A 20,542-nucleotide genomic window follows, 5' to 3' on the forward strand; every position below is an offset into this window, starting at 1 on the left:
GGAGTTGTTTGCTCAGGTGCGCTCACTGGTGAACACGGCTCGCCGTCAAGGCATTTCTGCCTTCGAGGCTATTTCTCGTGCCCTTACCTCACAGCAGGCTGATTGGCTACTGAGTTGAGCAATTACTTATATTTAATTGCGCTTGCCTACTTAGCCAGGCCTGCTTGCGATCGCCAATTAACCGTCCAATCAGCCACTTGCTGAGTCGTCCTGGTCTTGACTGGACGACTGGTTGGTCACCAGGTTGTCGCGCAGAGCCAGGTATTTTTTGCCTTTTTCGGTGAGTTCTACATGCTGTTCCAGATCGCCTGCTGAGGGCAGCTGGTCCATCGCTGTCTTAACCTTGACAAACTCCAGGTGAGACAACCGTTCTAGCCCTGACTTTAGATCGGCAACATTGTCGTAGGGAGTGGCGGCTTGATCGGTATTGAGCTGCTTTAGGTAATTGAATTCGTTTTTGGTGACGAGGCTGGTCAACAGCAGTTTGAGCGACTCGACGTAGGCCTGCTCAGATTCTTCAATTTCAAAGGGGCCAATTTTGGCTTTTTGAATGTTGTTGCTGGAAAACTTTTCGAGCAGGTCGAAGAGAGGCCTGTAAAAAAATATCAGCACAACGGCAATCACCAGAGGCCAGGAAAATAGAATTGGCCCCAGAACCGAAATCCAATCGAGAATAGAGTGGTCTTCCACGTAAAATCACCTCCGCTGGTGCCAATCTAGACGGGTTAGAGCTTGTGCGATCGCGGCCTCACCAGGCCCAAAAGCCGCTCAGGCCAAAACAGGCAAAAAGACATCGCGAATTTTGCTGCCTACCTGCCATTTGTGACAACCCGCTAGCAATAGCGATTGCCTGGCTTAATTAAGCCCATAGTCGCGATAAACCCAGCCTAGCGGGCTGTTGCCGCCAAAGAATCAATCTGTTGGAGTGTTTTGGCGAAAAACCCGGGCTGGTGTTCTGGGCTGCGGCCTGGCTGGGTGCGATCTCTTCAGCTCGCGGATGTTCTTCAACGCTAGGCGAAGCTGGCGCTGGGAGACAGAACCACAGGGCTATGCTCCAGCTGGGGCAAAAACTTGCGAATTAGGCCCACGGTAACGCCGGGCAGCTCAAGCTGAGGCGTAAAGCCAACATCGTCGAGCTGGTAAAAAATGCGAATGGCCTGGGGGTTCATTTCTTTTAGGCGGCGGCCTATCTCTGGCCCCGTAAACTCAGACCCCCTGCCCCAGATAATGGCCGTGGGCACGGTGAGCTGAGTGATGTACTGAGACAGGTCAAAACACAGGTCGCCGCGCACAAAGGAAAGGGCGGCATACTCCGCATTATCTTGCTGGGCAGACTGCAGGTAGGCCTCGACAATTTCTGGATACACTCGCTCTGGATGAGCAAACTGCCGCTGTTCTAGATAGCCGCGAATGCCAAAGCTGTTGGCCACCCCGGCGTTGTAGAGCAGCTGGTTTAAAACCGGCAGGCTAGCGAACTGGGCAAATTGGGCAAACCCGCTGCGCCGATAGTCTTGGCCAAACTCGGCTAAACCAGCCAGAGTGGTGACAATCAGCGATTTAAACAGCTCGGGCTGCTGAATGGCCGCCCGCACCGTAAACGCTGCCGTCAGAGCAGAGGCAATGACCGTGGTGGGGCCGCTACAGGTCTCTTCTAAAAACTCGATGATGATGGCAATATAGTCTTCGACTTGATAATCTTGGGCAGGATGGTCGGAGCGTCCCCAGCCAATTAGGTCGGGGGCTAAAATTCGATAGTCTGCCGCAAAAGCCGGGTAAACTTTTGACCATTCGTAGGCCGAAGAACCGCCCCCAAAACCGTGCAGAAATACCAGAGTTTCTCGCTCATCGGCCTGCTCAGAGGTGGCCCAGGGTTCTCCTTGAGATGTATAGTAAACCATGCGGCCATACTCAGTTGTGATGGTACGACTGACAAAGCCGGGGGGAACAAACATGGGTTACTCTCCTGTCAGAGAAATACGGTTGATATTGTTGACGTTGCGATCGCGCCCAGCAACCGCTGTCAACAGCCTAACCACTAGCTTCACGGCTATCATCAATCGTTTGATGTAAGTTGTGTGTTTTCGGGCCAAACCAGCGGCTCTCGGTTGGGTTAAAGTCGGTGTTTTGATTAACTTTAGGTTATGTCTATCTTTTGATGGATTTATAGGGTCGCAGCCCACTCTAGGCTTTTATTATCCTGAAAACTTTATAGAGCTGTCACAGGCTCACCGTTGTCTTGCACATGCTGGTAAGGTCAAAGCCGATTCTGACAGAATCTTGCACCAGTTCTCGGCAAGAGCAAAGCCTGCCTTTTAATTCTCTGGCCCCACAGGTCTCTGTTTGCAGGGCTGTTGTCGGCCCATCTGCCGAGCGATCGCCTGCAGGCCGGTGCGAGCCATGCTAGAGACCTATCGAGCCATCTTTATAGTCGGCCCCGCGTCGGGCGAAGGGCAGGGCACGCGCCGTCTAGCTGAGCCTTTTTTACCTGAAGATGCTGCCGTCACCTACGAGCTGGTAGAGCATCGACATCTTCAACACATTCTTGAGCGATGTCGATCTGGGTCGGTAGACATCGTTGTTTTGGTGCTCGAAACGGTTAATCTCAGCGAGCTAGAGCCGCTCGAAACGCTCAGACAGCAGCTAGGCGATGACGGCCCCCCAGTAATGGTCGTGGGCGCTGAGGTGGCAACCCTGATTATCACAGCGTTTAAGCTGGGGGCGGCTGACTATCTGTTGAGGGAGCAGGTTACGCCCAATAGCCTGGCTGTGAGCCTGCGGGCCGTGCTGGCGAGCCGAGACTCGCCCCCTGAGCCAGCCCAGCCCAAAGCTCAGCCAGACACCCAATCACCACCGGCCCCCTCTCCCCACCCGGAACCGGCGAAGGCGCTGTTTCAAAACGACGCTACCGCTGCGGCCAAGCCGTGGGACGTAGGCCAGACCTTTGCCAGCCTGGAGCACTACCGGCACCCCACCGTAGACCATACCCTGGCCGAAGCCATTCCTCAGATGGTCTGGACGGCGGATGCGACCGGAGCTATTGACTACTGGAACCATCGCTGGTGCGACTACACGGGGTTAAGCGCCGTCGAGTCGCTGCACTGGAGCGAGGTCGAGGTGCTGCACCCCGCCGATCGCGATCGCACGCTGCAGTCTTGGCGGCGATCGGTGGCCCTGGGCGAACCCTTTGAGATTAAAAACCGGATTCGGCGGCACGACGGCACCTACCACTGGTTTATCAACCGGGCCACGCCCACTCGCGACAGCCAGAACCAGATCACCGGCTGGGCAGGAACGCTCATCAATATCGATCGCCAGAAGCAGCTCGAAGAGCGCTTTCGACTGGTCACCCGCGCCGTTGACGGGCTGGTGTTTGACTGGGATTTGAGCACCAACAGCGTCTACCGTTCTGAAAAGCTGTACGAGCTGGTCGGCGTGCGCTCGGAGGAGGCCCCACCCACCGCCGACTGGTGGCGCGATCGCATTCACCCCGAGGATATCGCTCGGCTGCGACCGCAGCTGGAGAGCATGTTCAACAGTGCCAGCGGGCTGTACGCCAGCGAGTACCGGGTTCGCCATGCCGATGGGGGCTGGGTCGAGGTTTGGGAGCGCAGCTGCCTGGTGCGCGACGAGCGGGGGCAGGTGGTTCGCATCGTCGGCTCTACGGTTGATGTGAGCGATCGCAAACGGGCCGAAGCCGAACACAGACGGGCCGAAGCCGCCCTGGCCGACAACGAATCGAGGCTACAGAGTTTTGTCAATGCCAACGTGGTCGGCATTCTCTACGGCGATGCCCAGGGCTACATCTATAAAGCCAACGACGAGCTGTTAAGAATTATTGGCTACACCCGCGCCGAGCTAGAATCTCGTCAAGTTCACTGGACGACAATTACGCCGCCCGAATGCCTGCCGCTAGATGAGTTTGGCATTGCCGAATCGCGACAAAAAGGGGCCTGCACCCCCTACGAAAAAGAATACCTGCGCAAAGACGGCAGTCGGGTGCCGGTGCTAATTGGCTATAGCCAGGTGGGCGAAACGAAGGAAGAAACCATTGCCTTTGTGCTCGATTTAAGCGCCCTTAAATCTGCCGAAGCCGAGCGAGAGCAGCTGCTGCGCCGAGAGCAGCTGGCTCGCGAAGAAGCCGAGCGGGCCAACCGGGTCAAAGATGAGTTTTTGACGATTTTATCCCACGAGTTGAGAACGCCGCTCAACCCCATTTTGGGCTGGGCCAAACTGCTGCAAACCCGTCAGCTCGGCGAGGCCAAAACCGCCCTGGCCCTCTCTACCATTGAGCGCAACGCCAAACTGCAGGCGCAGCTCGTAGATGACCTTTTAGATGTGGCTAAAATTTTGCGGGGCAAGCTAAAGCTTGAAACCAACCCCATCGATCTCAATACCGTCATTGCAGCGGCAATGGATACGGTTAAACCAGCGGCAACCGCAAAACAAATTGCCCTGCGCTCTACGGTTCAAGGGGCAGAACCCAGCCCAGAGCAGGCTGTGGCCGCTGACGATCAGGAGCTGATTTTTCATGTCGTGGGCGATCGCAGCCGACTGCAGCAAATTGTCTGGAATTTGCTCTCCAACGCGGTTAAATTTACCCCCGAAGGTGGCCAGGTAGAGGTTCAGCTCCGGCAGCGCGATCGCCAGGTTCAAATCGTCGTCATAGACAGTGGCAAGGGCATCAAGCCCGAGTTTTTGCCCCTGCTGTTTGAGTCATTTCGCCAGGAAGATGTCGCGATTACTCGCCAGCACGGCGGCCTGGGCCTGGGCCTATCGATCGTTCGGTATCTGGTTGAGGCCCACGGCGGCACGATTACAGCCGATAGCCCTGGTGAAGGCCTGGGTGCCACTTTCATCGTTAGCCTGCCGATGCTCAGGGCTGGGGCTGTCGCGCCCTCGCCCGCCTCTTCCCCCTCCACTCTCCACCTGAGTGGCATTCGAGTTTTGATTGTCGATGATCATGCCGATACCCTGGAGCTGTTGGCCACGCTGCTGACCCAGTACGAGGCCACAGTCTTAGCCGTTAGCTCCGCCGCTGAAGCTATGGAGGGCCTAGAGTCATTTCAGCCCGACGTAATGGTCAGCGATATCGGCATGCCCGGCACCGATGGCCACACTCTAATTCAAAGTATTCGCGCTTTGCCCCCCGCCAAAGGTGGCCAGGTGCCAGCTTTGGCCTTTACCTCCTACTGTCAAGATGATGACTATCAGCAAACGCTGGCCAGCGGCTATCAGCGCTTGATTGCCAAACCGCTTGAGATCGAGCAGCTAATCAAAGCCATTGCAGAGCTGGCCCAGGCTGATTAAGCGACTTCTGCTAGCACTAAACATGACAGCTTTTTTTACCCCTGCTTGCGATCGCCTCAACGACCGCTGCGGGTTAGCTTCGCTGCCTGCTCACATCACTTGATGCCGCGAAAAGTAAAATTTTCTTTACGAAAATCTTTTGATACTGGAGCAGTGGCTTTACGAGATCTTGGCTTAAGAGCAGCAGGAGCACCTGAAATCTTTCAAGTGACGAAAGCATGGAACGCTATATTTTTACCAAGACAGGAACTTCTCAGTTTCTTGTAGAGCATTTGTACTTCTAGAAGAGGTATTTTTTGGTACTGTTACAGTCAAGTAGTCTTTCGGGAAAGCTGATGATCGTCTGCTAAAACAGGTATCCTGATTGACTGACAAAACCTGTGAAATACCGACTACTGCGTAGGTTGGGTGGCGCGCTAGCAGAACCCAACAAGGTCGGCTGCTGTTGGGTTTCACTGCGTTTCACCCAACCTACGCCTGATGTTTTGTCAGTCAGCCAGACAGGTATCTCTGCGCAGTTGCAAATGTTAACACCAAAGCGAAGTTGCCATGCCGTCAAAACACCTTAACTCTCTTATTCAAAACGAAGTCAGTCGCCTTGCTGAGCATTATAAAGTTGACTCTGAGGTGCTGCGCGAGTTTGCTCAGTTTGTAATTGTAAATCATAAGAAAGTAGATAAGAAGCCAAAACCTCTGCCATTAACAAAAATCAAGAAAGCTGTTTACGATTATTTTGAAGTCAAAAATACAACCGAACTGAAGAAATCAGGCTCCTTCAAGATGGCTACCGATGGTATGGAGCCGCTGAATCTAGGCCTTAAAACATCTTGGGAAGTTCTGTATCGCAAGTTTGTCGGTGTTCTTCCTGGGGAAGAACAACTAGAAGGTTATGGCTGTATCAACGGAATTGATATCTTTAAGTACTTTCAACCCTGGAAAGTATTTGGCCTCGACCCTAAATCTGCATCACCAGAAGAAATCAAAGCGGCCTACCACAATCTGAGCAAAACGTATCATCCCGATGCTTCAGGCACAGGTGATGCCAAGATCTTTGACCGCATTAACACCATGTATCAGAGTATTAGCGCAGAGGCATAGGAAATGGCAAAGGATACGTCAAAATTCACAATCAAAGAGCAAGATTTGGCGGCAGCTTTAGAAATTTCTGTTGCTAAACTCGATAAAATCATTGAATTTTTTGAATCTGATCCCGATGATGAGTGGGAATTAAGAGAGGGTGATCACTATATTTATGTCAGCAAGAAGTACAAGGAACGAATCTTTGCGGAGCATGGAGCATTTGCGATCGCAAAGTACATGGATTCAGTTGAGCCAAAGAGCCTCTGGGACAGCATTGTTGAGTTTATAACTAAGCATAAGGAAAAGCTGCGAAATGCTTTCGTTCGCCGCAAGATTTATGAAAATAGTAGCTCCTTAACCCTTCGAAACAATAGATATTTTATATCTAAGAAAGATATGGTGAATATCTTTTGCACTAGCTACGCTCGTCTCAATCGAGCTTTCGAAGCGATTAAAAATTCTGATTCTCCACTCGCCAAGTTCGAAGATTTTGACGACTTTGACGGCGTTAGATACTATTCTCTGTCTGGTTTTGATCGCTTCAGCCGAGAGTTGTCTCAATCGCTTACAGTAAAAGATCGTAGGGAATGGTGTAAAGCCGTCGAAGTGGTAAGCAAGAAGACATTTAAGTTGATCATTGATGCTGAAACAGCTCGAAAAAACGAGATTGAAAAAGCTAAGAAAGCTGCTAAAAAGCGAGACAAAGAAACTTGTCAGATCACTCTCAAAAAAAGTAACAAGACGCACAAATTCAATGCTGCTGCTCATCACATTTATTCCGATAAAGAATATCCGGATTTGGCAGCCTGTTTGGACAATCTTATTACTCTAAATGAGGACGTTCATAAAGAGTTTCACACCTGGAATGGTGGTACTCAGATTGGCTGTACAGCTGACGACCTGATCGACTTTCTTATGGAGCGATATCCTGATGCTGAAAAGGCATTGCAAAGGCTCTATAAAGTGAAGACGGTGTTTGGACATCATGCTTTAGAACCTTCCTCAAAACATCGCTCTTTCCCGCCTGCAGCTTAGCTAACTTAGGTGCGTCATTAGCCTGCAAGTACCGTGGATTAAACCCCACTTCTCCATAGCATCACTTTTAGCAAAAGAAACCGAGTTTCTTATAAGCGACTCGCAGAAATCTTTAAACGATGGCCAAGAACCTCGGTTTCTAGCTACTAAAAAGTAGATAAAACGCTAACTATAGCGATCGAAAAGATCGTCTAGCAGGTCTTCAAAGCGGCCAAAACGGCCAAATTCCATGTCGTCGAAGTCGTCCTGCTGCCTGCCGCTGGGGTAGCTGGTGGTTGCGTATCCTTGCTCGGCCTTTTTCCAGTCGGCACCGTAGCGATCGTACTGGCGGCGTTTGGCTGGGTCTGAGAGCACTTCGTAGGCTTCGTTGAGGGCTTTAAACTGCTCCGCCGCTGCCGTGCTGGGGTTGAGGTCGGGGTGAAGCTGGCGGGCTAACTGGCGGTAAGCCTGTTTGATAGTTAGCAGGCTTGCCTGTCGATTGACCTTCAGAACCGCGTAGTAATCTGTAGAGTTTGGGGGAGTTGGCATCCTGGTGCTATTCGATGGCCCGCTGGCGAAGGTCAGCTTTATCTTTTTCACTATACTGGACGGCACGATGGATGCATTCGCTAATAGGATACGCCGGGGGTTTTCTTCAGGCAGGCGTCGTCGGTGACCTGCTTCAGCATAAAATCGGCCACATCGGCGCGGGCAATTTTGGCCCCAAAATCGATCGTTTCGCCAGAGCGGTACTCGCCCGTATGGTCGCCGTTGGTGAGCCCGGCGGGGCGCACAATTACCCAGTCAAGATTGCTCTGCTTGATGATGCGCTCTTTGTCTTCGTGGTCGGCGATCGCGTTGCGCAGCACCAGCGGAATGATGATGTAGCGCACCAAAAAACCGACCTGCTTGCGGCTCTCGCCGACCCCCAGCGACGACTGGTAAACCAGCCGCCGCACATTGTACTGCTCCATCGCCTCGACGATGTTTCTCACCCCTGTCGTCAGGGCCGGGCTGCGCTTCAGGCTCGACGACCCCAGGGCAGACAGCACGGCATCTTGCCCCTGCACGGCCTTCTCGACGGTGGCTTTGTCGGTTACGTCGCCTTCAATGGTCTTGATCGTGGGGAAGTCGGCGGTTAGCTCATCGGCATGGCGCGAGAAGGCGGTAACGGTGTGCCCCTGGGCCAGCGCTTGCTTGACTAGCTCGCGCCCCGTATCGCCCGTTGCGCCAAAAATTAGCAGGTTCATCCTGTCGTCTCCATCACCATGACCTTTTCAGGATGGCAGATAGGGCGATCGCTGGCTTCTATCCTTTGAAATGGATTGTGGGTGGGGGCGAGTATTTTGACCGTGCAGATGAGCCGCTTGGCCACTCGCTGAACCCGCTTTGAGTGAATAGGCGGCGCAGACTAAGGCATTGCGGCCTGCGCCAGTCAAAACAACGTCATAGGTTTGTATAGACGTGCTGTTTCAAAAGTAATGCCTTAAACAAACACCTTGGCTTCGTATTCGGGCAAATCGAGAGTCAAAACTCCGTCGTTGACCTCAACGTCGTAGTCGTTGACCCATTCGTGCCAGGTACCGCTGCGGGGGAAGTTAGGCACGCTATAGTCGGCCAGGTAATTCCCCGAGAAATTGACCACAACGGCGATCGTAGAGCCTTCATCGTTCCAGCGAACGTAGGCCAGCACTTTGCTATCCGGATCTTCAAAGAAAAATTCGACGTTTTCGGTGCGCAGGGCGTGGTTCTCCTTGCGCAGGTTGATCAGTCCTTTGTAGTGCTCAAACAGGTCGCGGTTGCGATCGTTCTCTAGCAGAGTCCAGTCGATTTTGTTCGGGTCTAGCGACTTGGGTTTGTAGGCACCAAATTCTTCACCCATCCATATTAAGGGCACGCCCATAGAGGTGATGACTAACGTTGCCCCTAGCTTGGCCCGTTTAAAGGCCTCGTCGTCAAAAATCTCGCGGTTGCCTAGCTGCACCATCAAATGGTCGTGGTCGTGGTTGCTGAGGTAGGTAATAGCGTTAACCGCCCCCATATAGCCCGATCGCTTGGCATCGACCAGATCTTTAACGGTTTCTATATCGGTTTCTTCACCGCACAGCATGGGTACAAGGTTGTGCAAAAAGCCATCGCGCCAGCAGCCATCGAGGGGGCCGTCGAGGTTAGTTGCATCGGGAGATTCTGGAATCAGTTCGCCAATGTTGTAGAACGGTTTGGGCTGGGCGTCTTGAGCATTCTGACCGGCTATTTCTTTGAGAAAATCAAAATGGCCCATCTGGCTGACGGCATCAAATCGATAGCCGTCAATGTGGTACTCCGAAATCCAAAAGCGAACGACTTCTTTGACAAATTCTTGGGCTGGGCAAAGGTCGAGGTGCTCGTCGTAGTGGTCGTAGTCAAACTCTGGACCCCAGTTATACTCAGCGTCTTTGGGGTCGCGGCGATACCAGTAGGTGTAGTCAATTTTGGTGAGCGGCGCTTCAGAACCAGAGTGATTGAGGATGATATCTAAAATGACGCGAATGCCCCTGGCATGGCACTCATCGACGAGGTGCTTAAAGTCTTTGGAGGTGCCGTAGCTAGATTCAATCGAAAAATAGTGGTGAGTGTTGTAACCCCAGCCCTGATCGCCTGGAAACTCTTGAATCGGCATTAGCTCAATGGCGTTGATGCCCAATTCGCAGAGGTAGTCTAGCTTCTCGGTGATGTGCTGAAGCTTTCCTCGAGGATAGGGATCGTCTTCGCCGCCCGAAAAGTCGCTAACTAAAATTTCGTAGATAACCAGCTCTTCGTTTTGGGGCAAATCTTTGTCGTCATGACTCCACACGTAGTCATCGACAATGGGTTCGCCGTCTTTGATATAGATAACTGTATTTTGGTGGCTGTCTTCTATGTGCTTAGCTTTTGGATCAATAATCTCAACCCACTCGTCGGGTTCTAGAAAAAAGCTTTTAGACTGTACCTTAAATTTGTACTCGTAGCGCCCATCCTTTAGTTCTACAGCGGTACGAAAATAGCCGTCCTTGCCCTTTTCCATCTCAATGTCTTGCCAGTCAGAAAAAGAGCCAAATAAAATAGCGCCTTCGTTATAAGGCGCAAATAGCTTGAACTCGATTGAGCTGGCCATAGATCGTACCTTTAAGTTTGCATTCGCACTCAATGCTTCTTAATATGATGTCGAACACTTTTTTTCTCACCCACCTTTAGGCAGAAAAAAGGGTTGAGATTCTGCGTTGAGTCTCTATACCCACAAATTTAAGGAAAATTTTTCCCCCTCCCCTCATTGCTGAGAGGCGATCGCCCCAAATCTGTAGCGAGGAAAAATGAGAAAATTGGGTCTATGGCAAACGTCCGCTGGATTAGGGCAGACGTAACGCAGGGGCATTGCAGTGTAATACCCCTGCCAGAGGGCTATCGGTAGCGATCGCGCCCGCCTACGGCAGTTCCTTCGCGATCTTGAGCGCTCAAGATTAGTCGTCACCGACTTCTTCTTCCCCCAGACCTTCTTCTTCCCCTAGGCCTTCTTCCTGATATTCCTGTTCTTCGCCTAAGCCTTCTTCCTGGCCTACGCCGCAGGCCGGCAGCACCAGGGCACCGAGGGCGAGGAGAATAGCGCCAGCGCCTTTAGCAGAGGTCAGGCGATCGATGAGATTAAAGCTACGAATCATGGGAGAGTGCTCCTTAATTGGGTTGTGTTGTAGACAGTCGAAACGGGAAAAACTCATTTGGCCGCTTGCTTGGCGTTCACCAGTTTGCTCCGGTCCTGACCTACAACAGCGGGGTCACAGGCGATGGGCTGCTGGTGCAGCCAGTAGTCGCGCTGGGGTTGAAAGGGCAGTCTCAAAACGTTTACAAGCTGGTTGTCGGCGGGGTCGGTGTAGGCGGGCACGCCGATGGTGATGTCTGACTGGGGCACGTTAAGCCGCAGGGTTTGGTGCAGTCGGTCCCACCAGGGAAAAATGACGCCGTAGTTGGAGTTGGTTTCTTCACGCACCTGGGAGTGGTGGATGCCGTGCATACGAGGGGTAACCAGCAGCCAGGTGAGCCGCCGCTCTAGGGCCAGCGGTAGCCGCAGATTGCTGTGGTGAAATAGGGTGTTGGACTGGTAAACCAGCTCATAGAGCAAATAGGTGCCCAGGGATGCTCCAATTAGCGCGACCTGGGCCGCCCGCAGCCCCGCCGAAAACACCATTTCGCCAAAGTGGAAGCGAAACCCGGTCGAGACATCGAGGTCGGGGTCGATGTGGTGGGCATTGTGAAAACGCCACAGGAAGGGAATGCCGTGGTTGGCCCGATGCCAGTAGTAGAAGGTCAGATCGAGCAGCAGAAAAGCTGCCGCCCCTGTGACCAGCGGCGGCATCGGCAGCCACCGCACCAGCCCAAAACCCTGCCCCTCGGCCCGCTGAATGGTGAAGTAGGCGGCGGTTTGCACCACGGCCAGGTTGAGCAACGCCGCGATCGCCGTTACCCCAGCGTTCACCTTCAGCCGCTGCCATAGCGGTCGGGTGGGCTGCCGCAGGGGCCGCACTCGCTCAGCTAAAAACAGCGCGAGAAAGATGGCCCCAATCAAACCGGGCAGAACCAAAACAGCTGCGATCGCAAGAGAATTAGGCATTGACTTGCTTACGTGTCATCAGATAGCCCACTCCGATCAGCCCAAAGCCCATTAGAAAGAAGGCGATGTCGTACACCAAAAAATTGGGTACCTGCCGAATGTGGTGCAGCCCCAGCAGGGCGTGAAAAACGATGCTATCGAAGAAGTGAAATCCGCCCCAGCCGATCAAAATCCAGCCGATAAACGCTGGTGTGGTGAGCGGCACCACTGGGCTCTGCTGAATACTGCGCCACAGCACGCCCAACCCAAGCACCGTAATCAGCCACATGCCAGCGCCAAAAACACCATCGCCCACCACATTGCGGCGTAAACCCACCAGGGTATCCATCGGCACCCGGCCCGAAATCATGTGGTGCCACTGCAGCAGCATGTGCAGCACAATGGCATCGATGAATCCGCCCAGGCCAAAGCCCAGCAAAAAACCTGCCAGCTGGAATGCTTTTGTGGGTAGCAGGAAGGATTTTGGACTTTCCATAGATCGGATTGCTCAATGGTGGGGGCCGAGGCTAGCTCAGAGAAAGGGCTGGGTCAGGCCTTTAGCAATTCCTTCCTCTGAACATCGCGTTCAAAAACTAAGACTGAGGCATGGGATAAATAGCCCAGGCCTGAATATTGTGATCGGTTAAAGCCGACTCAACCTGGTTAATTTCGGCCTGGGAGCCATCGATAACTACCATAAAGTCTTGGTTAATTAAGCGATCGCTAAAGCCCCCCACTTTCTCTTCAGGAAGGCCTAGAGACTTCAGCCCTTCCTTTAAATTTTGGGTCGCTAAAGCTCCGGCCCCCTGCCCAGCCATAACGCCAGCAAATGCGGCCCCCGCAGAGCCCGCCGCCAGCACCGCCCCTAACCCGCCAGGAATGGCAAACGCGCTTAGCCCACCCAGCAAACCGCCCCAGAGGGCTCCGGTATTCAACTGTTCAGGCAGTCGCCTGGAGGCATTAATATCCTGCCCCTGAACCTGGTGCCCTGTTTTAGCGCCGCCTGCCACCGTATCTTTTTCTAGCTGCTTGGCCACAATTGACACCTGAACCATCGGAAAGCCAGAGGACTCTAGCGCTCGAACCGCTTTTTCGGCCTGCTCTTCCTCAGGGAAAAACCCGATGCCTCTGTGGGTGAATTGCTCTGCCATAGGTGTGTCCTCGTTATCCAATGATCCAACGTTGTGAGGCGCTCTGGTAGCGCTCACCTTCATCCTTTTTGTTTTGGCGGCAAGCCTCATCGTCCGGCGGGCATAACCTTTTTAATGCGGCTTGATGCGATCGCCGCCGCGCCAGTTACCGGCTCTTTCTACCCAACGATTGATTTATCGCTGGCGCTTATTTGTCTCGCTTGCCAGAGGATGATCGCCATTTGGGTTCCTAGGCTGATGGCATCGGTCCCCAAACATTTTTGTTTTTTTGTTTTTAAGAGAATGAATTGTCTAGAGGTTCGATTTGATTTAGGGAGGACTTCTAATTTCGTTGATAGTTATTGATAGAACAAGCCTATGCATCTCTACAGTTCTGAATTTTTAACCGGCACGTCTATTCCTTACCGCTACACCTGCGATGGTGAAAACCTGTCGCCGCCGCTCAACTGGGCCGACCCACCGGCTGAGGCGCGCAGCTTTGCGCTGATTGTGCGCGATCGCGACACCCCCAACCAGTTCACCCACTGGGTGCTCTACAATCTGCCCGCCGACCTGCGCGAACTGCCCGCCGGGCTGCCCCAGCAGGAAACCCTGCCCAACGGTGGTCAGCAGGGCAAAAACGATTTTGACCAGATCGGGTTTGGCGGCCCCTGCCCACCCCAGGGCACCCACCGCTATTTCTTTAAGCTCTACGCCCTCGACCAGCCGCTCGATGTGGCCGCTGGGGCCAGCGAGGACGAGGTTTTGCAGGCCATGCGCGATCGCACCCTGGCGGCGGCAGAGCTGATGGGCCTCTACGGCAGAGCCGAATTTTAAGCCAAATTGTAGAAGCACAATCATGACCCAACCCACCTTTCACGACGAGCAAAGCCTGGCCGATGCTGCCGAAGACCTGGGTAACCAGGCGCTACAGCGGGGCCTCATCCACAGCTTTGTGGTGCGCCACTTTGCCGACAGCCGCCAGTTCTACATCCCCGACGAAAACCACGACCCCCTCACCCCAGAGGAGGCCTACATGCAGTTCAAAGCCTGCATCGATCAAGCTGATTAGGGGATTTCTAGGGAAAAACTTACCTTGCCATTCCCGCCCAAGCGCGAATCCAGCACCAGAGCTTCTTGAGGTCGGGGGTCTTCTTTTCCAAAGAACGCCTTAAAGCCCCAGGCAATCGCCGCCAACCAACGCTCGCTTTGCAAAAACAGGGCAGGAGCGCCAAGATTAAGGGGCAGCGATCGCAGTGAGTCGCTGCTGTCCTCAGCAACCGATCATGGCATCGTCCTCCAACATCATCATCATTGGCAGCGGCATTGGCGGCCTGTGCTGCGGCGCGCTGCTGGCTCGCTATGGCCATCGCGTCACCATTTGCGAAAGCCACACCATTGCTGGCGGGGCCGCCCACGGCTTTGAGCGCGGCGGCTACACCTTTGACTCTGGCCCATCGCTCTATTCGGGCCTGTCGTACCGAGGCTCGACTAACCCCCTGCGGCACGTGCTCGATGCCGTGGGGGAAGGCGACAGCATTACCTGGGCCAACTACGACACCTGGGGCGTTCGCATTCCCGAGGGCGACTTTGACACTACCGTCGGCAACGACCAGTTTGCCGAGGTGCTGCAAACCCTGCGCGGCGAGGCCGCTGTAGAAGACTGGCGACGACTGCAAAACGTGATGGAGCCCCTGGGCAAAGCCGCTACCGCCCTGCCTCCTGCGGCTCTGCGACTGGATCTGGGTGCCCTGCAAACCGTCGCCCCCTACGGCTGGGATTTATTGCGCAATGCTCCGGCATTGACCCAATCCAGCAAACCCTTCAGCACCGTGCTCGATCGCACCACCCAAGACCCCTTCATTCGCCACTGGATGAACCTGCTCTGCTTTTTGCTCTCTGGCCTGCCCGCCGAGGGCACCAGCACCGCCGAAATGGCCTTTATGTTTGCCGAATGGTACCGCCCCGGCGTCACCCTCGACTACCCCATCGGCGGCAGCGCAGCGATGGTCGATGCCCTGGTGCGCGGCCTGGAGAAACATGGCGGCACCCTGCGGCTGGGGGCACACGTCGAGCAGATTTTGGTAGACGGTGGTCGGGCTACCGGGGTGGCGCTGCGATCGGGCGAAACCATCACCGCCGACACCGTCATCTCCAACGCCTCCATTTGGGACACCCTAAAGCTGGTGCCTGAGGTTGCACTGCCCAAAGCCTTCGTAGAAGAACGCCAGGCCACCCCCGAGTGCCCCAGCTTTTTGCACCTGCACCTGGGCATCGATGGCGCAGGCTTGCCCGAAGATTTAGCCTGCCACTACATCACGATCGAAGACTGGGAACGGGGCATTGATGCGCCCCAAAACCTGATTGTGATGTCGATTCCCACGGTGCTCGACCCGTCGCTGGCCCCGCCGGGCAAGCACACCATCCACGTCTACACCCCCGCCACCGAACCCTACGAGCTGTGGCAGGGGCTCGATCGCCGCAGTGACGAGTACGCAGCATTAAAGAAAGAACGGGCGGAACCCCTCTGGCGCGCCCTGGCGCGCATCATCCCCGACGTGCGCCAGCGGGTGGAGGTGGAGCTGGTGGGCACGCCCCTCACCCACGAGCGCTTTTTGCGCTGCCATCGGGGCAGCTACGGCCCCGCCATTTCGGCCCAGGACGGCCTGTTTCCAGGGCCAAAAACGCCGCTGGAGGGGCTGCTGTGCGTGGGCGGTTCGACCTTCCCCGGCATTGGCCTGCCTGCGGTGGCGGCCTGCGGGCTGATTACGGCAAACACGCTAGCGACCGTTAGCCAGCAGCGTCAGATGTTGCGCGAGGTGCTGGGGTAGGGGCGTTGGCCCTCCTCAACCGGCCCTTGACCCTCGCGTTTAGGGACTGGGCTTTGTCGTACTCCCTTCAGAGTCGGGTGTTTGCCCATCTCGCTTATCAATCTGCACCGGGATATTGCTCAGGTGCCTTCCCGTGCGACTCGATTATTTTGCCGAGGGCTTTGGCGGACTCGCCCTTGGCCTGCTGAGTCTTTTTCACCTTAGCGTTCTGAAAGCCCTTGGGGGGGGCAGGCTCCGCCTCAGGCTCTACGGCCTCTAGCACGACTTCAAACTGCCAGCGATCGCCAAAGTCGTACATATACTCCATGGTGCTACCCACCAAGAGCGGTAAATTGCCGATTTTGACCTCATCGCTGAACAGGTCTGCGCTGCTGGCAAAGGGGTGAAAGGCCTTTATGGTCAGACCAGTAGGAGTTTTGTAGGTAAACATATCCAGGTGGTCGTCGTCGAAATCGACCGACGCGCGAATCAGGTCGCTGAAGTCGGCCAGGGTGGCCTCTCCAGCGATCGCAATCCGCCGCCAGATCTTGCCTAGCGTGACCTTAAATATGTGCCGTCCGGGGCGAAACTCAACCGTGGGCAACGCCAGACACCGCTGCCACTTTGGGAAGTAGGGCTTTAGCAGCGGTTGCAAGTCGCCCAGGGGCAGAGTGGGGTCAAGGGTACCTGGCCAGTCTTGAAACATGACCTGGTTTGCGTTGCCGATCGCAGTCATCAGCGCTTTACCCCAGGGTTCGGCTGTAATCTTTTTGAAGCGCCAGCCTTTGCCAGGCTCGGGCTGGCCGGGGGTGATCGCAATCAGCCCAAACATCTCCATCAGGGCCAGGTTGTGAAAGCCTAAAAAGTAGTTGTATTGGTCCTGGGCGTTGTAGTCGGAGAAGGTGGCGCTGGCTGTCTTGGTCAGCCTAGGCCAGACTTGCAGACAGCGATCGCCCATCATCAGCGGCCCGGCTCGCTCGTCGCCCAAAATTTCGGGATGGCTACGCAAAAACCACACTTCCAGCAGCGATAGATATTGTTCGGTAGGGTTGAGCTGCTGCCACGATCGGTAGATTGCTGGGTTCAGCACCAGCTTGGCCTTTTTGCCCTCAGTGACGATTGTGGCCAGCCCCGTCGCTCGCAGCAGCAGGTACAGCCCGTGAACATTGGGGTAAGACTTTTGTACGGGCCGCTGCATGGCAATCTTGATGGGATTGCTCAGCCGCTGGTTGAGATCTGCTGCTACCTTAGCGGGCATGTGCTGAAGCTTGCCGCTGACCGACACGCTCTGGTTCTCCAGCACGTCTAGAACCGTTTGCAGATCGTGCAGAATGGTGCCGGGAGCTGTTTCGGTAATGGTTTGTTGCTTTAGTGTGGCCTGGTCGGCGTCCGCAAGGGCGATCGCTGTACTCCAATCGATCTCCTGCAAGCGCTCCCTCAGGGCAGCAGCATCGGCGGGGGAGTCTGGATCGTCATCCAACTCAGCCATTAGCTGCTCGGCAGCATCGGGGTCCATCTTCATGAGACCGCCAAAAAACTGCGTCACCAGCTGCATAGGGTTGACCATTTCCCCCTCGGCAGGTAGCGCAATGCCCAACTCTTTAAAGGCCCGCTGCATATCGGCGGGCGGGGTGGTCATCTCAAAGGATTCTGTCAAAAATTCTGCCGGGAGCATCGGCACTGTAGGCGGCAGCGGCGGACTAGCCGGCAAATTGCGGTTGTACTCTTGCCGAAAGGCATCTAATCCCGCCTGAGTGGTCATATCGAAGCCCGCTGCCATGCCCTGGGTGAGAAAGCTTTTGGCGATGCCGCCCCGATCTGGGTCAAACATCCATTTTGGAAACTGGGTTTCGATCGATCGCAGGTACTTGGCGATCGCCTTGGCGCTGCGAACCTTGTAGACCTCATCAATAAACGTCCAGAAGGCCACCAGTTCATCAATGGCCCCATCGGTATCGCTCGGTTCAAGCAGCGTCAGCTTGCGGGGCAGAATGTACTCCATCACCTCCTGCACATTGGCCTTGGTCATTTTTGGCAACGTATAGCCGCCGTAGACGTAGGCCATTTCGATGAAAGTGCCAATCCAGTTGCCCCCTTCGGGGTTGCGCTTAATGTAGGCCTTGCCAGTCTTAGAGTTGGCAAACGCCTCTAGCGCCCCGTAGATATGGTCTTCTAGCAGCGGCTCGGCATCGTCGTAGTCGAGATTGTCTAGCTGACGAATGTTGAAGGCCATGACCCATAGCTCCTGACAGCTCAGCAGGGGAATAACTGCCTACAGGCTACCGCGAGGGTCTGATTTCTCTAAGGGAATGTTTACAAGTTCTTTACGCTTAGAGATCTGCGGGGTATTGGTGTACCAGGTAGCCAGGTTTCGACTTCGCTCAACCTTCAGCATCGAGGGCTGAGCGAAGTCGAAGCCCGATCGGCAGGTACCTTCTTCAGCGATCGAGGGCTGAGCGAAGTCGAAGCCCGATCGGCAGGTACCTTATTGTCTTGCGAGTCCCTTACTGTTGAACCGGATCGCGCCAAAACGTCAGGTTTTCGCCAATCGGCTGCAGCGTGGTGCCGGGGTAATAGAACTGCAAAATGCGCGGGTAGCTCCAGCCCAGGTTGCCCAGCCGGTACGACCCGGTCTGGCTCATGCCCACGCCGTGACCCCAGCCGCCGCCCACAAAGGCATAGCCCACAAGTTGAGAACTGGCTGCCGGAGGCGACCCTTCCGTTACCGGAGCCGTGCCCACAGCGGCTGGAGTTGAGTACATGGGCTCGACGTAGAACAGCAGGCTGCGGGGAGCGGTCAGCACGCGCACAATTTCGTCTTTTTTGAGCTGCACAACGCCCAGATCGGTTTCGATGTCGATCGCCTGTACCCGACCCGAGTTGGCCCGTTCAGAAACCCGCACCGATTTTACCTGGCTCAGCCCGGCCATGGGGTGCTGTCGTTTGCTCAGATATCCCTTGAGATCCTGGGTGATTTCGGTCAGGGTGCTTTCGTTGCGCCAGCGAAAGAGCTGCCAGGTGTCTTCGTTGAACCCCTCATCGATCGCCATGAACCGGCGAATGCTCTCCTCAGAGTTGAGCGGGTACTGGTTGATATTCCACAGGCCGTAGACCGAGTCGACCACGGGGCGCAGGTAGGGGCGATCGGGGCCATCCCACACGTCGCTAAAGGCAGCAGTAACCCCGCCCGTGGTGGAAGAATACAGCGCATCGACCAGCTCGTTTTCGTAGGTGAGCACCTGGCCCTGGGTGGCCTGAATCGCATGGTCGGCGACGGGCGCAGTACCCGTGAGACCCCGGTACACCTGGCACTGGGTGTCGGCGCAGAGCTGATAGTCGTCGATCGCAAACCGACGCAGGTTGCGCAGCGCATAGGTGCGGGCCAGCACCGTCTGAGCCTGAATGGCGGGCACTGGGGCGCTGGGGCCAATTTCGTGGGGCACCACGCCGCGCAGGTAGGTTTCGATCGGCACGCTGTTGACCAGGGTGTAGGTACCGTAGGTGTTGGGCTGTACCCGCAGGGTGCCGCCGTAGACGCGGGTGACGGGCGTTTCCCCAGTTTGAATGACCCGCACCCGCCCGCCGCTGGCGCGAATGTCGAGGGTATCGCGCTGGTAGCGGTAGCCGTTGGCCTCAAAGTAGGCTTTAGGAATTTGGCCCACCACCTCGCTGTCGAGAAAGACTTCGGTAAAGCCCTGGGCCTGCAGGTTTTGCACCAGCAGTCGCCGCACCAGGGGGCTGTTGTAGGTGTCGCGGTTGGCCCACACTTCCCAACTGCCGGGCTGGGCAATTTCGGGCTCAATGCCGCGCTGTCGCCACTGCTCGGCGCTGTACTCGGCGGTTTCGAAGCTGCGGTGGTTGCTGAGCACGACGCGCTCGCCCAGGGTGGCTTCGGGCAGCGGTTCAGGGGCCAGGCTCAGCACCACCCGGCTGGTGGTGACGGTCTGGGGCTGGCCCTGGGTTTCAAAGCTGAGGGTGAGCTGCTCGCCGGGCAGGGCTTCGAGGGTGATGCGGTCCTGCAGGTTTTCGCCAAAGCGCTGCACAATGCCGACCTGAATGACCGGGTTTTGGGCGGCGGGGGCTGGGGCGGCTATGGCGGTGGTGAGGGCGATCGCAATTCCTCCCACGGTACCTAGCCAGCGCGATCGCGGGTTGCCCAGGGGCCGAAACTGAAATCGGGGCAGGGAGAGCGAAGCCATAGTGCGCAAACGAAGTAGAGTGCTGCCCGCCGATGGTGCGATCGGGCCAAAGAAATTCTAGCGGCTTCAGACCATTAGGGTGGGAATCTTTTGTCAACCTAAATTTATAGAGGATTTGTGATCTTGTTGATTATGCCAAAATAGCTCTATAGAACTGGTGGGTTGTACAGACGACTACCTCTGAGTTAGTAGGTTGGGTTGAGCTAGCGAAACCCAACATCTGTTTTTAGTTGAGCAGTTCATCTACGTATCCTAGGTTTATTTCTAAGGGTAATTCCCAGGGCCATTTCATTCTCAAGGAAGGCTGAAGATGCTAGAGTTTCAGGCTGATTCATCTTTTCCTTAGGCTCTATGCATCTTTCTCCTCCATCCCCTGCTACGGTTCCCCAAACCCACCCTGAG

Annotated in this window: 17 protein-coding genes; 6 read left to right on the forward strand and 11 right to left on the reverse strand. The window is 55.2% G+C overall.

The features are described from left to right. Positions 1-189: 189 nt before the first annotated feature. Positions 190-690 (reverse strand): hypothetical protein, encoded by a 501-nt coding sequence (locus ACQ4N7_RS27830; protein ID WP_430714699.1) that lies wholly within the window; start codon positions 688-690, stop codon positions 190-192. 320 nt (positions 691-1,010) lie between these two features. Beyond that, positions 1,011-1,952, reverse strand: coding sequence for an alpha/beta fold hydrolase (locus tag ACQ4N7_RS27835; protein ID WP_430714700.1), 942 nt, complete (start codon positions 1,950-1,952; stop codon positions 1,011-1,013). 445 nt (positions 1,953-2,397) lie between these two features. Between ACQ4N7_RS27835 and ACQ4N7_RS27840 the strand changes: the two genes are divergently transcribed. The 3 genes from ACQ4N7_RS27840 (at position 2,398) to ACQ4N7_RS27850 (ending at position 7,422) form a co-directional block, all read left to right on the forward strand. Next, positions 2,398-5,307, forward strand: a complete 2,910-nt coding sequence (locus tag ACQ4N7_RS27840) for a PAS domain-containing protein (RefSeq protein ID WP_430714701.1) — start codon at positions 2,398-2,400, stop codon at positions 5,305-5,307. Between the two features lie 549 nt (positions 5,308-5,856). Further along, the gene (locus tag ACQ4N7_RS27845; RefSeq protein WP_430714702.1) at positions 5,857-6,405 is read left to right on the forward strand and encodes a J domain-containing protein; all 549 of its coding nucleotides are present in this window, start codon (positions 5,857-5,859) and stop codon (positions 6,403-6,405) included. Between the two features lie 3 nt (positions 6,406-6,408). Beyond that, entirely contained in the window at positions 6,409-7,422 is a 1,014-nt protein-coding gene (locus ACQ4N7_RS27850; protein WP_430714703.1) for a hypothetical protein, read from the forward strand. Between the two features lie 165 nt (positions 7,423-7,587). Here ACQ4N7_RS27850 and ACQ4N7_RS27855 read toward each other — a convergent pair whose 3' ends face one another. The 7 genes from ACQ4N7_RS27855 to ACQ4N7_RS27885 all read right to left on the reverse strand — a co-directional run bounded on the left by ACQ4N7_RS27855 (position 7,588) and on the right by ACQ4N7_RS27885 (position 13,152). Beyond that, the gene (locus ACQ4N7_RS27855) at positions 7,588-7,950 is read right to left on the reverse strand and encodes a DnaJ domain-containing protein (RefSeq protein WP_430714704.1); all 363 of its coding nucleotides are present in this window, start codon (positions 7,948-7,950) and stop codon (positions 7,588-7,590) included. 80 nt (positions 7,951-8,030) lie between these two features. Beyond that, positions 8,031-8,651, reverse strand: a complete 621-nt coding sequence (locus ACQ4N7_RS27860; protein WP_430714705.1) for an NAD(P)-dependent oxidoreductase — start codon at positions 8,649-8,651, stop codon at positions 8,031-8,033. A 236-nt stretch (positions 8,652-8,887) separates the two neighbouring features. Then, positions 8,888-10,534: an alpha-amylase family glycosyl hydrolase gene (locus ACQ4N7_RS27865; RefSeq protein ID WP_430714706.1), complete on the reverse strand. Its 1,647-nt coding sequence runs from the start codon at positions 10,532-10,534 to the stop codon at positions 8,888-8,890. Positions 10,535-10,877: 343 nt separating this feature from the next. Beyond that, positions 10,878-11,075 (reverse strand): hypothetical protein, encoded by a 198-nt coding sequence (locus tag ACQ4N7_RS27870; protein WP_430714707.1) that lies wholly within the window; start codon positions 11,073-11,075, stop codon positions 10,878-10,880. 53 nt (positions 11,076-11,128) lie between these two features. Then, positions 11,129-12,022 carry a sterol desaturase family protein gene (locus ACQ4N7_RS27875; protein ID WP_430714708.1) on the reverse strand — a complete coding sequence of 298 codons (894 nt, stop codon included), beginning with the start codon at positions 12,020-12,022 and terminating at the stop codon, positions 11,129-11,131. Then, positions 12,015-12,497 carry a DUF2243 domain-containing protein gene (locus tag ACQ4N7_RS27880; protein WP_430714709.1) on the reverse strand — a complete coding sequence of 161 codons (483 nt, stop codon included), beginning with the start codon at positions 12,495-12,497 and terminating at the stop codon, positions 12,015-12,017. Before ACQ4N7_RS27880 ends, ACQ4N7_RS27875 begins: the two co-directional genes overlap by 8 nt. Before the next feature lie 97 nt (positions 12,498-12,594). Continuing rightward, positions 12,595-13,152 carry a hypothetical protein gene (locus ACQ4N7_RS27885; protein ID WP_430714710.1) on the reverse strand — a complete coding sequence of 186 codons (558 nt, stop codon included), beginning with the start codon at positions 13,150-13,152 and terminating at the stop codon, positions 12,595-12,597. 357 nt (positions 13,153-13,509) lie between these two features. Here ACQ4N7_RS27885 and ACQ4N7_RS27890 point away from each other — a divergent pair, with 357 nt between their 5' ends. From ACQ4N7_RS27890 to ACQ4N7_RS27900, 3 genes are all read left to right on the forward strand, one after another. Continuing rightward, a complete protein-coding gene (locus tag ACQ4N7_RS27890; RefSeq protein ID WP_430714711.1) occupies positions 13,510-13,968 on the forward strand; it encodes a YbhB/YbcL family Raf kinase inhibitor-like protein in 459 nt (152 codons plus the stop codon). Between the two features lie 22 nt (positions 13,969-13,990). After that, complete coding sequence (locus tag ACQ4N7_RS27895) at positions 13,991-14,203, forward strand: hypothetical protein (RefSeq protein WP_430714712.1); 213 nt, start codon at positions 13,991-13,993, stop codon at positions 14,201-14,203. A gap of 214 nt (positions 14,204-14,417) precedes the next feature. After that, a complete protein-coding gene (locus ACQ4N7_RS27900) occupies positions 14,418-15,962 on the forward strand; it encodes a phytoene desaturase family protein (protein ID WP_430714713.1) in 1,545 nt (514 codons plus the stop codon). A 97-nt stretch (positions 15,963-16,059) separates the two neighbouring features. On the opposite strand, the gene ACQ4N7_RS27905 is transcribed toward ACQ4N7_RS27900, so the two are convergent. Together ACQ4N7_RS27905 and ACQ4N7_RS27910 are read right to left on the reverse strand one after the other, a co-directional pair. Beyond that, positions 16,060-18,174, reverse strand: coding sequence for an IS1096 element passenger TnpR family protein (locus ACQ4N7_RS27905; RefSeq protein WP_430714714.1), 2,115 nt, complete (start codon positions 18,172-18,174; stop codon positions 16,060-16,062). A gap of 271 nt (positions 18,175-18,445) precedes the next feature. Next, positions 18,446-20,140: a SpoIID/LytB domain-containing protein gene (locus ACQ4N7_RS27910; protein WP_430714715.1), complete on the reverse strand. Its 1,695-nt coding sequence runs from the start codon at positions 20,138-20,140 to the stop codon at positions 18,446-18,448. Positions 20,141-20,542 lie beyond the last annotated feature (402 nt).

This window comes from Nodosilinea sp. AN01ver1 (assembly GCF_050565655.1).
Classification (GTDB): domain Bacteria; phylum Cyanobacteriota; class Cyanobacteriia; order Phormidesmidales; family Phormidesmidaceae; genus Nodosilinea.

Excerpts from the sequence above, each read along its gene's own strand:
- ACQ4N7_RS27850 (WP_430714703.1), top strand. The coding sequence starts at position 6,409 with ATGGCAAAGGATACGTCAAAATTCACAATCAAAGAGCAAGATTTGGCG.
- ACQ4N7_RS27890 (WP_430714711.1), top strand. The coding sequence starts at position 13,510 with ATGCATCTCTACAGTTCTGAATTTTTAACCGGCACGTCTATTCCTTAC.
- ACQ4N7_RS27875 (WP_430714708.1), bottom strand. The coding sequence starts at position 12,022 with ATGCCTAATTCTCTTGCGATCGCAGCTGTTTTGGTTCTGCCCGGTTTG.
- ACQ4N7_RS27865 (WP_430714706.1), bottom strand. The coding sequence starts at position 10,534 with ATGGCCAGCTCAATCGAGTTCAAGCTATTTGCGCCTTATAACGAAGGC.
- ACQ4N7_RS27840 (WP_430714701.1), top strand. The coding sequence starts at position 2,398 with ATGCTAGAGACCTATCGAGCCATCTTTATAGTCGGCCCCGCGTCGGGC.
- ACQ4N7_RS27900 (WP_430714713.1), top strand. The coding sequence starts at position 14,418 with ATGGCATCGTCCTCCAACATCATCATCATTGGCAGCGGCATTGGCGGC.
- ACQ4N7_RS27905 (WP_430714714.1), bottom strand. The coding sequence starts at position 18,174 with ATGGCCTTCAACATTCGTCAGCTAGACAATCTCGACTACGACGATGCC.
- ACQ4N7_RS27845 (WP_430714702.1), top strand. The coding sequence starts at position 5,857 with ATGCCGTCAAAACACCTTAACTCTCTTATTCAAAACGAAGTCAGTCGC.
- ACQ4N7_RS27880 (WP_430714709.1), bottom strand. The coding sequence starts at position 12,497 with ATGGAAAGTCCAAAATCCTTCCTGCTACCCACAAAAGCATTCCAGCTG.
- ACQ4N7_RS27855 (WP_430714704.1), bottom strand. The coding sequence starts at position 7,950 with ATGCCAACTCCCCCAAACTCTACAGATTACTACGCGGTTCTGAAGGTC.
- ACQ4N7_RS27895 (WP_430714712.1), top strand. The coding sequence starts at position 13,991 with ATGACCCAACCCACCTTTCACGACGAGCAAAGCCTGGCCGATGCTGCC.
- ACQ4N7_RS27870 (WP_430714707.1), bottom strand. The coding sequence starts at position 11,075 with ATGATTCGTAGCTTTAATCTCATCGATCGCCTGACCTCTGCTAAAGGC.
- ACQ4N7_RS27910 (WP_430714715.1), bottom strand. The coding sequence starts at position 20,140 with ATGGCTTCGCTCTCCCTGCCCCGATTTCAGTTTCGGCCCCTGGGCAAC.
- ACQ4N7_RS27885 (WP_430714710.1), bottom strand. The coding sequence starts at position 13,152 with ATGGCAGAGCAATTCACCCACAGAGGCATCGGGTTTTTCCCTGAGGAA.
- ACQ4N7_RS27835 (WP_430714700.1), bottom strand. The coding sequence starts at position 1,952 with ATGTTTGTTCCCCCCGGCTTTGTCAGTCGTACCATCACAACTGAGTAT.
- ACQ4N7_RS27860 (WP_430714705.1), bottom strand. The coding sequence starts at position 8,651 with ATGAACCTGCTAATTTTTGGCGCAACGGGCGATACGGGGCGCGAGCTA.